General features: G+C 68.8%; 12 protein-coding genes. 5 read left to right on the top strand and 7 right to left on the bottom strand.

The features are described 5' to 3' along the window. The first annotated feature begins 77 nt into the window (after positions 1-77). From ACFY9S_RS04950 to ACFY9S_RS04930, 5 genes are all read left to right on the top strand, one after another. Positions 78-1,193 carry an acyltransferase family protein gene (locus ACFY9S_RS04950; RefSeq protein WP_391123077.1) on the top strand — a complete coding sequence of 372 codons (1,116 nt, stop codon included), beginning with the start codon at positions 78-80 and terminating at the stop codon, positions 1,191-1,193. A 202-nt stretch (positions 1,194-1,395) separates the two neighbouring features. Then, entirely contained in the window at positions 1,396-2,733 is a 1,338-nt protein-coding gene (locus ACFY9S_RS04945) for a CNNM domain-containing protein (protein ID WP_391123074.1), read from the top strand. Then, positions 2,730-3,749: a CNNM domain-containing protein gene (locus ACFY9S_RS04940; protein ID WP_391123072.1), complete on the top strand. Its 1,020-nt coding sequence runs from the start codon at positions 2,730-2,732 to the stop codon at positions 3,747-3,749. Before ACFY9S_RS04945 ends, ACFY9S_RS04940 begins: the two co-directional genes overlap by 4 nt. Positions 3,750-3,918: 169 nt before the next feature. After that, complete coding sequence (locus tag ACFY9S_RS04935) at positions 3,919-4,863, top strand: ion transporter (RefSeq protein WP_391123070.1); 945 nt, start codon at positions 3,919-3,921, stop codon at positions 4,861-4,863. Between the two features lie 164 nt (positions 4,864-5,027). Continuing rightward, on the top strand, positions 5,028-5,849 hold the full coding sequence (locus tag ACFY9S_RS04930) for a sulfotransferase (protein WP_391123067.1): 822 nt from the start codon (positions 5,028-5,030) through the stop codon (positions 5,847-5,849). 343 nt (positions 5,850-6,192) lie between these two features. Here the strand turns inward: ACFY9S_RS04930 and ACFY9S_RS04925 are convergent, their stop codons facing one another. From ACFY9S_RS04925 to ACFY9S_RS04895, 7 genes are all read right to left on the bottom strand, one after another. Then, entirely contained in the window at positions 6,193-7,236 is a 1,044-nt protein-coding gene (locus ACFY9S_RS04925; RefSeq protein ID WP_391123064.1) for a serine hydrolase, read from the bottom strand. 93 nt (positions 7,237-7,329) lie between these two features. Next, positions 7,330-8,451 carry a glycosyltransferase gene (locus ACFY9S_RS04920; protein WP_391123061.1) on the bottom strand — a complete coding sequence of 374 codons (1,122 nt, stop codon included), beginning with the start codon at positions 8,449-8,451 and terminating at the stop codon, positions 7,330-7,332. After that, the gene (locus ACFY9S_RS04915; RefSeq protein ID WP_391123058.1) at positions 8,448-8,984 is read right to left on the bottom strand and encodes a deoxycytidine triphosphate deaminase; all 537 of its coding nucleotides are present in this window, start codon (positions 8,982-8,984) and stop codon (positions 8,448-8,450) included. The genes ACFY9S_RS04920 and ACFY9S_RS04915 overlap by 4 nt, the downstream gene beginning before the upstream one ends. Then, complete coding sequence (gene dcd, locus ACFY9S_RS04910) at positions 8,981-9,520, bottom strand: dCTP deaminase (protein WP_356922374.1); 540 nt, start codon at positions 9,518-9,520, stop codon at positions 8,981-8,983. The genes ACFY9S_RS04915 and dcd overlap by 4 nt, the downstream gene beginning before the upstream one ends. Beyond that, positions 9,517-10,758 carry a metallophosphoesterase gene (locus ACFY9S_RS04905; protein WP_391123055.1) on the bottom strand — a complete coding sequence of 414 codons (1,242 nt, stop codon included), beginning with the start codon at positions 10,756-10,758 and terminating at the stop codon, positions 9,517-9,519. Before ACFY9S_RS04905 ends, dcd begins: the two co-directional genes overlap by 4 nt. Next, entirely contained in the window at positions 10,755-12,035 is a 1,281-nt protein-coding gene (locus ACFY9S_RS04900) for a UDP-N-acetylglucosamine 1-carboxyvinyltransferase (protein WP_391124207.1), read from the bottom strand. Before ACFY9S_RS04900 ends, ACFY9S_RS04905 begins: the two co-directional genes overlap by 4 nt. 41 nt (positions 12,036-12,076) lie before the next feature. Continuing rightward, entirely contained in the window at positions 12,077-12,517 is a 441-nt protein-coding gene (locus ACFY9S_RS04895) for an ATP-binding protein (protein ID WP_391123052.1), read from the bottom strand. Positions 12,518-12,674 lie beyond the last annotated feature (157 nt).

Below are 12,674 nucleotides of genomic sequence, written 5' to 3'. Positions count from 1 at the left end.
GATGTTCTGCGCTGACGCCCCACCCGTATCCGATGAAGAACGTGGAACCGGGGGCCCGGGTTGCTTCGGGAGGGCCGATGACTGACACGGTTCGCTCGGCTCCCGCGGCCGCTGAAGAACAGTGGGGGCAGTTACCCTCCCCCCAAGCGGGACAGGCCGCGGCTACGACGCCGACAGCGGAGCCGAACCCGGTCAGGCAGCGGGACGCGTTCTTCGACAACGCCAAGTACCTGGCGATCGTCATGGTGGCGGCAGGGCACGCGTGGGAGCCGCTGCGGGAGGGCAGCCGGGCCGTCACCGCGCTGTACACGCTTGTCTACGCCCTCCACATGCCGGCGTTCATCGTCATCGCCGGCTACTTCTCGCGCACCTTCGACGCCGGCCCCGGGCGGATCAAACGGCTGGTGACCGGGATCGCCGTGCCCTACGTCGTCTTCGAGGTCGCGTACACCCTCTACACCCGGTGGACGGACCAGGAACCCGACCGTCCGATCAGCCTGCTGGACCCCTTGTACCTGACCTGGTTCCTGGCCGCGCTGTTCATCTGGCGGCTGACCACCCCCGTCTGGAAGAGCGTGCGGTGGCCGCTGCCGCTTGCGCTCGCCCTCGCGATGCTGGCGACGCTCTCGCCGTCCATCGGCAACGACCTCGATCTGCAGCGCACGCTGCAGTTCCTGCCGTACTTCGTGCTGGGACTGCTCCTGACGCCGGAGCACTTCCGGCTGGTACGCCGCCGCGAGGCGCGCATCCTTGCCGTGCCGGTGTTCGCCGGTGCGCTCGCGCTGGCCTACTGGGCCGTGCCGCGGATGAACTACGCCTGGTTCTTCCACAGTGACAGCGCCGAGGAACTCGCCGCGCCCGACTGGTACGGACCGGTCATGACGCTGGCCACCTTCGGTTGCTCGATGGTTCTCGTCGCCTGTTTCCTCGCCTGGGTACCCGGGCGCCGGATGTGGTTCACCGTGCTGGGGGCGGGCACGCTGTACGGCTATCTGCTGCACGGCTTCGTCGCGCAGGGGGCGAAGTTCTGGGGCTGGTACGGCCCCGCCTGGGTCCACCGGCCCGTCGGCGCGGTCACCGCGACCCTGGTTGCCGCTGCGGTCGTGACCGTGCTGTGCACTCCTCCCGTCCGGCGGGCCTTGCGCTGGGTGATGGAGCCGAGGATGGAGTGGGCCTTCCGGCGGTTCAGGTGAGAGCAGTCCGCCGGTGCAGTGTGCGGGCAGGCTCCGGGAACATGATTTCGGCCAGAATCGTTGTCTGGATGCACACCTAGATAAGGAGCCACCACTTGTCCGCCAGATCGACGGACCCCTCGGGGCACAGTCCCCGACCATCCCGCCAGGCATTTCCTGAGCACGGCACGCGGCGGGATGCCCCCTCGCAGTCGATGCACCGATGAGTGCCGCGAACGCCCTCCTGGGACTGCTGGCCGTGTTCGTCCTGACCGCCGGCACCGGCTACTTCGTCGCCCAGGAGTTCGCCTACGTCTCCGCCGACCGCCTTGCCCTCGCTCGTGAAGCCGAGTCCGGGGACCGCAAGGCTGCCCGCGCCCTGAAGGTGCTTGAGCGGCTGTCGTTCATGCTGTCGGGCGCGCAGCTCGGCATCACCGTCACCGGTCTGGTCGTCGGCTTCATCGCCGAGCCTTCAGTGTCCGCGCTGCTCAGGCCCGTGCTGTCGGGTGTGGGCATCCCCGATGTGGCCGTGAGCGGTATCTCGGTCGTACTGGCCTTCGTGCTGGCCACGGTTGTGCAGATGGTGCTGGGCGAGCTGGCGCCGAAGAACCTCGCCATCGCCGTGCCGGAGCGGCTGGCGAAGTCGCTGGCCGCATCCACGCTGGCGTACCTGAAGGTCGTCGGCCCGCTGGTGCACGTCTTCGACGGGGCGGCGAACAAGCTGCTGCGCAAGGTCGGTATCGAACCGGTGGAGGAGCTGCACCACGGCGCCACCCTGGAGGAGCTGGGCCACCTGATCGGCGAGTCCCACGAGCAGGGTGCCCTGCCCAAGGACACCGCCGCCCTGCTCGACCACGCCCTGGAGTTCTCCGAACGGACGCTGGACGAGGTGATGGTGCCGCGCGTGGACGCCGTCTTTGTCCGCAAGGACGCCACCGCCGCCGAAGCGGTCGATCTGATCGCCAAGCACGGCCACTCCAACTACCCGGTACTCGGTGACCACCCCGACGACGTCAGCGGCGTCCTCGGCGTGGCCGAGCTGATGGGTCTGCCCGCCGGCCGCCTCGCGGGCACCACGGCCGGCACGCTCGCCCGGCGCCCCCTGCTGCTGCCGGACACCCTCCCACTGCCCGATGCCGTGACGCAGATGCGGGAGCGGGACGACGAGTTCGCGGTCGTCCTGGACGAGCACGGCGGCGTTGCCGGCATCGTCACCTACGAGGACATCGCCGAGGAACTGGTCGGCGACATCGCGGACGAGACCGACACCGTCACCGCGGTCGCTGTCCCGGACGGCGACGGCTGGCTGGTGGACGCCGGACGCCGCCTGGACGAGGTGGCCGAGGCCACCGGCGTCGAGCTGCCAGAGGAGGAGGACTACGACACAGTGGCCGGCCTGATCGTCGACCGGCTCGGCCGCTTCCCGACCATCGGGGACCGGCTCACCGTCGAGCTGCCGGAGGGTGGCACCGCAGTGATCGCGGTACGCACTCTCGACCGGCACGTGCCTGAGCGCGTGCGGATCGAGCGACCGGCCCAGGAGACGGAGGAGCAGGCATGAGTTTCCCGATGGCGCTCTTCGTCACCGTGCTGCTGCTGATCGGCAGCGGCTTCTTCGTGGCCGCCGAGTTCGCGCTGGTCGCCGCCAAGCGCCACCGCATGGAGAAGGCCGCCGCCGAGGGCCGGGGCGGGGCCAAGGCAGCCCTGGCCGGCATGCGCGAGCTGTCCCTGATGCTCGCCGGCGCCCAGCTCGGCATCACCGTGTGCACGCTGGGCCTGGGCTCGGTGTCCAAGCCGGCGATCTCCCACGAACTCGATCCGCTGCTGCACAAGCTGGGCCTGCCCAGCGCGCTCAGCTACGGGATCGCGTTCGCCGTGGCCATGATCGTGGTCGTGTTCCTGCACATGGTGGTCGGCGAGATGGCCCCCAAGTCCTGGGCCATCGCCCACCCCGAGCGCTCGGCGATGCTGCTCTCCCCGCCCTTCCGGGCCGTGGTGAAGGCCGTACGCCCGCTGATCCGGGTACTCAACGCGATCAGCAACGCACTGGTACGGCTGTGCAGGGTCAGCCCGCGCGACGAACTGGCCTCCGTCCACAACCGGGAGCAGCTCACCCACCTGGTGGCCGAGTCCGAGCGGCTCGGCCTGATCAGCGAGACGGACTCGGAACTGCTGACCCGTTCACTGACCGAGCCGGAAACCCTGGTGCGCGAGCTGCAGGTGCCGGCCGCCGAGATCACCTCGGTCGACGGTGACGCCGATGTCGACGAGATCCTGCGCCTCGCCGCAGCCCGCGACCGCACCCGGCTCCTGGTCCTCGAGCACGACACCGTCCTGGGTTCCGTGCACGCCCGTGACGCCGTGGTGGCCCGCGCCCAGGGACGGACCACCAGCGCCCGAGCACTGGCCCGCCCGGTTCCCGAGCTGACCGAGGACGCCACCGTCGCCGACGCGATCGACCTCCTGCGTCGCCGCCGCGCCTCGCTCGCCGTCGTCCGCGACGGCTCCGGCCGGCTGGTCGGCATGGTGACCCTGGACGACCTGCTGGCGCGTTTCCTGCAGCCACAGGCGGCATAACGGCACACTCTGAGCCCCGAGCGCCCCGGCTTCTCCGGGGCGCTCGCACCTCGATAACTACAGTGTTGTAGAAGTCTCTTCTGGAGCTTGATCGCTCGACGAGCAGCCGCGCCCGGCGGGATCGGCCGGGACGAGCTGTCGCAGGCACGGAGGAGAAAAAGGCAGCAGGATGCCGCAGCACCAAGACGAAGTGGTCCAGGACACGGCCCCGTCCGGGCGTCAGAGAGTCGCGCTGTACTGCCGCGGCGTCACCGAGGCCCCCTGGTTCGCCCTCGCCGTCTTCGCAGTGATCCTCGTCAACGCCGCGCTGCTGGGCCTGGAGACGTACTCCGGTTTCGTCGCGGAGTGGCACCGTTGGTTACGGCTCGCCGAGCACGCCTGCCTGGCCGCGTTCAGCGTCGAGATCCTGCTGCGCATGGCCGCACACGCCGACCGTCCCCGGGACTTCTGGAAAGACCCGTGGAACGTCTTCGACCTCGCCGTTGTCCTGTGCACCTTCCTGCCCGCCGTCCGCGAGAACACGACCGTGCTCCGGCTGCTCAGGCTGGCCAGAGTCCTGCGGACCGCGCGCTTCCTGCCCCAGTTGCGCATCGTGCTCGTCGCGGTCGCACGCAGCCTGCCCGGCACCCTGAGCTTCCTGCTGGTCGGCGCCCTGCTGCTGTACGTGTACGCCATGGTTGGCTGGGTCTTCTTCGCCCGTCACGACCCCGAGCACTACGGTTCCATCGGGCGCGCCGTCCTCACCCTCTTCCTGCTGATGACCCTGGACGGCATCGGCGACGCCGTCCGCGCCGGCCTGGAGATCTCCCGCTGGAGCCTCCTCTACTACGCCTCCTATGTCCTGCTCGCCTCCTTCGTCCTCGTCAACGTCCTCATCGGCGTCGTCCTCACCTCCCTCGACGAGGCCAGGGACATCGACGAGGAGCGGGAGACGCCGCGAGCACACCGCCTCGCACCCCCACCGCAGGACCAACAGCTCCTCCTCCGACGTATCGAGGCGGCCCGCCACGCCTTGGACGATCTGGAGCGGGACCTCGTCCGGCCTGTTGAGGCCGCGCCGCTTCGAGCTGGGGGAAGGGAACGAACCGTGCCGAGCGCGGAGGGGCGGACGTAATGCCTGCGCGATACCCGGCGGCCTCCCGAGGCTGTGCATGTACCGGATTCATCGTTGTCTCAGGGGATTTTCACCTCCAACCCATGGCTATCCCTGGGGTTGGTCACGGTATGGTCAAGTATTCAACAGGAGGGTCGAATTCCGCGCGCCGATTACAGGAAGGCATGGCGATGATTCTGAGCGGTCCGGAGGTGCGCCGCGTGGCACGCGGCATACGGCGACGGGTGCGGAGACTCGCCGAGCCGCCCGTGCCACCGTCGGCCAGACGGCTCGTACCCGACCCGGTGTTCGTAATCTCCTCTGTGCGCTCCGGCTCCACGCTGCTGCGAGTCCTGCTCAACAGCCACCCGCAGATCCGTGCCCCGCACGAGATGCACCTGCGCACCCTGGCCGTCGACCTCACGAAGCCGTACACCAAGAAGGCCATGTCTCAACTCGATCTCGACCAGCGGGAATTGGAGTACCTGCTGTGGGACCGCATCCTCCACCGCGAGCTCGTGCGCAGTGGCAAGCGGATCATCGTGGACAAGACGCCCGGCAACGCAGGCATCTGGGAACGGCTTCACGAGGGCTGGCCCAAGGCCCGTTACATCTTCCTCCTGCGCCATCCCGCCTCGATGGTGAGCTCGCTGATCAACAACCGCCCAGACCGCAAGCTGGAGCCGACGGTGCGGGAGGTGCGCGGCTACGTCGAAGCCGTCGAGGCAGCCCGCAACGCGCTGCCCGGCCTCACTGTCCGCTACGAGGAACTGACCGAACGGCCTCACGAAGTCACCCAGGAAATCTGCGCATTTCTCGGCGTCGAATGGACGCCGAAAATGCTCAACTACCAGAAAGTCGATCAAGGCCCCTTCGTGCCGTTCATCGGTGACTGGAGCGACAACATCAAGTCCGGGAAGATCCAGAAGGCCCGGCCTCTGCCGGAGCCGGAGGACGTGCCCGCGGCACTGCGCGACATCACCCGCGCCTGGGGATATCCGTGCTGAGCGACCCGAAGCGCGGATGTACCTGCAAAGGCCACGGTTTGGGGGACGGGCAGTACCCTGGCCGATCGGCAGGCGGCGGCCTATGCGCTGGCCGAGCGACTGACCGCTGAGCAGCGGCGGGTCGAGGTGCTCGACCGGTTCGACGCCCCCTGTACCGACGCCCAGCGGGTGGGCGTGATGGCCGAGCTACTGCGCGCAACAGCGTCGTGGCGATTGTCCCGCTTGCCGCGCAAAGCGCAGGCACGGTGCGTGCGCGCCACGAGGCGGGGGGCACCCCCGACAGGGCAGCAGTTTTGGGGCGGCGCAGCGTAAGGGATGCAGCTGCACCACCCGGCTCGCTGCCTCACGTGAGGGCGAGTTCACGGAAGGCGTTGCGTACGTCGGTTAGTGGTCCGCGGTCGCGGGTGTAGTAGAGCTTGTTGGTGAGAAGCACCGCCCATCGGTCCTTGGTGGGCGAAATCCACATGCCCGTGCCGGTGAAGCCGTAGTGCACCCAGATGTCGTCAGCAGGGTCGCTGCCAGGAGCGGGGTGCCAGAACAGGCCGCGCGCAGGTTGAAGGGCGCCGGTTTGGATCGTGAGTGACTCTGAGGTCCAAGAGAGGCCGAAGCCGGCCCGTCCTGGTGCGGTGGCGGTGTCGAGCATGTAGCGCAGGAAGGCGTTGAGATCGTCGAGGATCGTGAAGACTCCGGCGATGCCGCAGACGCCGCCCAGTAGGCGTGCGGAGAAGTCGTGGGCGATTCCCTTGATGTGGGTGTCGGTGTCCTGGTCGAGTTCGGTCGGTGCGCAGCGGGCGGCGATTTCGGCGGGCAGTGGGCCGAAACGGGTGGAGTTCATGCCCAGTGGGTGCCAGGTGCGGGTGGTGGCCAGCTGGTCCAATGGCTGGCTGGATAGGTGTTCGGCGAGGTAGCCGAGGATGAGGGCGGCCCGGTCGGTGTACTCGACCGCTTCGCCGGGGAGCCGGTGGAGCTGCTCGTGCAGTACGCCGCTGCGGATGTCCTCCGCATTGGTGCCGTAGAGGTTCTTCAGCTGGGCCCGCAGTGGGACGCCGGCTGTGTGCGTCAGCAGCTGCCGGGTGGTTACGGCGCCGAGCGGGTGGCCGGTGACCTCGGGCCAGATGGTTCGGAGTGGCTGGTCGAGGTCGAGGGTGCCGTCTTCCCACAGGGCGCCGATGGACGACCACACGGCGAGGATCTTGGTGAGGCTGGCGGCGTCGAAGACGGTGTCGGTGCGCATCGGCACGTCCGGCTGGTCGGGGTCGAGGACGCCGGTGGTGCCCTGTGCGCCGATACCAGTGCGGTCGCCGACGGCCCACACGGCGCCGGGGTACACCTTGTCGCGGACGCCCTCTTCCAGCAGGGCTTCGATGCGGTCGCTGTCGTACGTCATGGTCTCCCTGTTCGCCGGGGCATCCCGCCGGTCAGCGTAGTGATGTTCGTGCAGTGGGTCGGGTAGTGACGTGTCGGGCCGTCGGAATGAGGTTCAGGCGAGCTGGCGGCCGAGGTCGGTCAGGGAGCGTGCGGTTGCCGAGAGCGGATAGCGTGCTGCATTTGCGTAGCCCGCTTGCCGTAGAGCGGACAGCAGGCCGGGGGAGGTCCGTAGCCGGTCGAGATCGCGGGCCAGGGCCGCGGATTGCCTGAAGTCGGTGGCCACGCCGGAGGCGGCGAGGGTTTCGCTGAGGCCGGGTACGGGCTGGTACAGGACGGGGAGTCCGCAGGCTTGGGCCTCCAGCGCGACCAGGCCCATGGCCTCCAGGGTGGTGGACGGCATGACCAGCGCGTCGTGTTCGGTGAACGCTCTCCACAGCTGTGGACGGCGGAGCCAGCCGAGGTAGCGGGCCTTCACGCCGGCCCGTTGCAAGAGCGGGGCCAGGGCATGGAATTGGGCTCGGGGCGCGGCGATGCTGAGCTCGATGCCCGGCACTGGGGCCAGGCTCTTGACCAGGGCCTCGACGCCCTTCTCGGCGGTCAGCCGTCCCGCGTAGAGCAGTCGCAAGTGGCTGGAGGGTGCTCGGGGTGGCCGGGTGGGCGGATCGGTGAGCAGGTGGTCGGGGATGCCCCAGGGGATGTGGGCGATCTTTCTGCGGTCGATCTGTGGAGCGAGCTTGAGGAGGTGGTCGGCCATCGCACCGGTGGGCACCACGATGGCGTCAGCTGCTCGGGCGGACTCGCGCAGGACTTGTAGTTGGTCGCGGTGTGCCTCGGCGAAGATCAGGTCTGTGCCGTGGACCAGGGCGATGCGGGGATGCGAGGGCAGGGTCCGGATCAGGGCGGGAGTGGCGCCGAAGGCGAGGTGCTGTAGGTGCAGGACGCCGATCTGGGCTGGGTCGATCGCGACCGCGAGAGCCTTGCGCAGGGCTGCGACGTAGCGGCCGAAGGCGGGGCCCTCCAGGCACTTCCCGGCCACGGTCAGTAGGTCGAGTCCGGTGGGGAGGCGGTGTCTTGGAGCGGACGGACCGAGCATGAACGCGCGGGCTGGGACGAGAGGGTGGTCGCCGGTGTAGAGGTCGAGGAAGAGTTCGACGCTTCCGCCGGGGCTTCCTGCCGGCAGGTCCAGGCAGGTGGCGGCCAGCGGCCCAGCGGTGTGCTGCGCGACAGGGTTCACGAGGCGCCTCCCTGCATCTCCTCGTAGAGCCGGGAGATGTCGATGCCGTTGCTGGCTGCGTACTTGGAGCACTGCTGCTGGTAGCTGACCGGGGTGCCGAATGCTGTGAGGAAGACGAGCTTGCCGAAGGTCATGCCCGGGTAGATGCGGACGGGCTTGGCCGCACGGATTTCCAGGGTCCAGCGGATGGCATGGCCTTGGTGGCCGAGCGGGGCGGAGACGTGGACCCAGATGCCGAGCGCGCCGATGGTGCGGTCGCCGTTGAGGAGCTGTGCGTATGTCTCCGAGCTTGTCTGCTCCAGCGTGACGCCGAGGTAGAGCACTCCGGGCTTCAGCGCCAGGCCCGTGGCGGGAATGGTCTGTTCGGTGAACTCGGTGGGAGCGGCGGCGTCCAGGTCACCGGTGCAGACGCGGATCGTGTCGCCGAGTCGCCAGTCGTAGGCGTTCGGGGAGAGGCGGGCTGGGTCGTACGGGTGGATCGTGATCTCGCCGGTCTGGATGGCAGCGTTGATTGCGGGGCCGGTGAGGATCACGAGGCCACCGCCTTGATGCGAGCCGTGTCCCGCCAGTACCTCGACGGCTGCGGGCCGGCGGCGGCCTGGTACTTGCCGCGGTAGGGGTCGATGTCGCCGGTGGAGACGAAGAACATGATCTGACCGATTCTCATGCCCGCGTACACCCGCAACGGGCGGGTCGGGGTGAGCATCAGCGTCCACTGGCCGTGGAAGCCGATGTCTCCGATCGGAGCGGTGATCTCGACGAATAGGCCGAGCCGCCCGATGGACGAGCGACCGAAGAGTAACGGGACGAAAGTGTCGGAGCCGACCTCTTCGAGGGTGTGGCCGAGGTACAGCTCGCCGGGCTGGAGGACCTCGCCCTCCGGGGCGATGGTGATGTCGCGGGTGGGGTTGGGGCGGTGGGCGTCCAGTACCTCGGAGGTGTAGACGATCAGGGTTGATCCGAGGCGCACGTTGTAGCTGTTGGGGTTGACCTGCTCGGCGGAGAAGGGGGTGATGCGGAGGCGGCCGTCGTGTGCGGCTGCGGTGATCTCGGGACCGGTGAGGATCATCGCTTGTCTCCAGGGGCGGTGTCGGGACGCGGCGTTGTGAGCACGTGCTGGACTGCCTGGTCGAGCCGCAGGCCCGCCTCGTGGGTGCGCCGGCCGAGGTAGTTCTCGGCGACGTAGTCGGTCGTCAGGACTGTGGTGATGCCGTCGGGCAGGGGATCCGGCATGGTGACGAGAGGACCGGTCTGTTCCACGAGCTGGGCGAGGAGGTCCTGTGGAGCGTTGCGGTACCTGTCTGGGATCTGGGCGTGGACCAGCTGGTTGCCGAAGGGCTCGATGGCGAGCAGGTCGCCCCGTGTGAGCGTGCTGCCGAGAGGCACGGGGCGGAGCGCGGTCTCGTTGAGGATGACCGCGTCGGCGCCGAGTCCGGTGTGCAGCCGCGAGGCAACATCGGTGAGTAAACGGTTCCGGTCTGGTACTTGATCGCAGTACGCCTCGCTGACGGGACCGATGGCATCGGCCAGCGCTCTGCGCATGCGGCCGAGCTGCCGTGTGACCTTGACGAGTCTTTTCGGAGTGGTGCTCGAGCTGTGCTCCGGGAAGTCGGCGATGCGCGCGGCCCAGCCGGTGCCGACCGGCTCGGCTAGGGCGTATCCGGCGGCGAGTTCTCGGCCTTTGAGGACGAGGGTGTCTCCGACATGGACAGGGCCGTACTGGTCGCTGTGGCAGTGGCCCGCGAAGATCAGGCCGAGGAAGGGGCAGGCGGTGGCCAGCTTGAGGTCCTCGTCGAAGCCGGAGTGGCTGAGCAGGATCCAGTCGTCCACTTCGTGGTGGTGGGCGAGCATGATCGCGCGCAGGGCCTGGACGGGGTCGGTGACGCTGTGACCGGTTCGCTGCCCGGCGGGGATGCCGTTGAACGCCTGCTGCCCGATGACCGCGGTGATGCCGACGCGCCGGCCACCGACGCGCGCGGTGCGTACACGGCGGAAGAGTGCGTCACCGGTGTCGGCGTCGACCGCATTGGCGCAGACGGTGAGCTGGTGGAGTCCGGGTTCGAAGTGGTGGTGCCAGCCATGGTTCCCGGGTGCCAGAACGTCGTAGAGCTTGAGCAGGACCTCGCGCTCGATGGCACCGTGGGCGAGGCGGTAGTAGCCGCTGCCTTCGAAGAAGTCACCGCAGTCCACGATGAGCGAGGTCTCGCGGAGGGTGTTGAGGTGGGTCAGGAAGGGCACGGCGTTGTCGAAGGTGGAGTGGACATCCGTGGTGGCCACGACCTGGCGCAGAGCGCGGAGAGTGGTCATGGGGTGACCTCGCAGATGTCCGCGCCCAGCGCGCGGAGCTTGCCGGGCAGGTCGGCGTGACCGCGGCGGAGCTGGTCGAGGCCACCGAGGGTGGTGACACCGCGGGCGGTGAGGCCGGCGACCATGAGTGCGGAACCGGTGCGGATGTCGGCGGCCTCCACGCCGGTCCCGGTCAGCCGCTGGGGTCCGGTGAGACGGCACTCAGTGCGGGAGATCTCCTCGATATCGGCTCCGAGACGGGCCAGTTGAGGCAGCAGATTGCCGTGGCGGCCAGGGTTGATCGCGTCGGCGAACAGGTGGTTGCCGGGCAGGCCGAGGGCGAGTGCCATGAGCGGAGGTTCGAAGTCGGCGTCCAGGCCGCCGGGGCTGAGGGAGGCGATGGCCCGCAGAGGACGACCGGTCATCCTCGCATCCTGGGCGCGGATGGCGAGGGCTTCGGTCTCGCTGCTGACGGGGATCCCCAGCCGTCGCAGGGCCCCGACCAGCGGCCCCATGTCCTTGCTTCGGACTCCCTCGATACGTGCGTCACCCCCAGTGGCGGCAACCGCGCAGGCCAGTGTCCCCGCTTCGACCTTGTCTCCAGGCACCGCCCAGACGGCGTCGGCCGACTCTGAGGACGGTGGTGACAAAGTCAGGAGGTGCTCGCTCGTCCGGGCTTCCCAGCCCACTGCGCTCAGGGCGTCGAGTACGCACAGAACTTCCGGCGAGAGGTTGGGTTCGCCCAGCCGTAGCGTTCGTCCGGCCGTGACGGCCCGGAGCACGGCCGCCACGGTCGCCCCTCGGGAGCGGAACGGCAGTATCAGGGAGACGGTGGCTGTATCGGCAGCGACGGCCTCGACGCGGTACCCGGAATCGTTCACCGTGGTCCGGTCCCCGAATGCCTGGTACACCTTGAAGTGCAGTTCCATCCCGCGCGCACCGATCCGGCAGCCTCCCGGCCACGGCAGCCGCGCTTCCCCGTGCCGTGCGAGCAGGGCCGGCACCAGGTAGTAGGAGGCGCGGATCTGGGCGGCCTGGGCCAGTACGGGAACCGTGCACCGGCTTTCCGTCGGAAGGATCACCGCAGTGCTCGGCTCTCCGACGGGCTGCGCGACGTGCCAGCCGGCCTGCTGCAGCAGCGCGAGCATAATCTGGACGTCCGTGTTGGCCGGTACATTGCCCAGCCGCACCGGGCGGCCAAGGGCCGCGGCGGCGGCCAGCAGCGGGAAGGCGGCGTTCTTGGACCCATCGACGGTGACGATGCCGGTGAGTGGTGGTCCCGGTCGTACGGCGATCACCTCGGCGGCCCTGAGCGGGGTGGAGACGGTGTCTGCCACGATCAACTCCTCTGGAGGGGAAGGGAGACTGCGGTTTCCCGATCTGAGCGGATGGTCAGGTCGATCTCGGCCCAGCACCGTTTGCCCGTGGGTGTCGGCTTGGCGCCGTATCGGTCGGTCAGAGCGGTGACAAGGAACAGGCCGCGGCCGTCCTCGCTGTGGTCGTCCGGGAGGCGGGGTCGCGGCAGCACCGGGCTGGAGTCCCAGACCTCGATGCGCAGAGCGGCATCGATGAGTCGCACAGCCATCGAAACGTGGTCGGTGTCCGCGTGCTGGACGGCGTTGGCCAGCAGCTCGCTGATCACCAGTCCGGCGGTGTGCAGCACATCGCTGTTCAGCTCCTCCGCCTTCCAGCCCGCCATCGCGTCTGCGGCCTCGTGCCGGGCGGCGGAGACCGCAGCAGGTGTGGCGGACAGCGAGAGAGTGAGCTGGTGCGCTTCCATGAGCGGCCTCCTGGATCGGTGCGGCTACTCCACGCAACCGCTCCAGGGGCAAGCGGGGCCACGCCGTGTGCTGGGGCTGCATCACTTATGCAGGAGCTGCATCGCGGCCAATCACTGCTCGGTTACGCTCGGTTGAGCAGGCAGGATCGGCGACGGC

This window comes from Streptomyces sp. NPDC012474, from assembly GCF_042955185.1.
Classification (GTDB): Bacteria; Actinomycetota; Actinomycetes; order Streptomycetales; family Streptomycetaceae; genus Streptomyces; species Streptomyces cahuitamycinicus.
The sequence above is the reverse complement of the archived record's forward strand: the minus strand, read 5'-3'. Positions and strand labels throughout refer to the sequence as shown.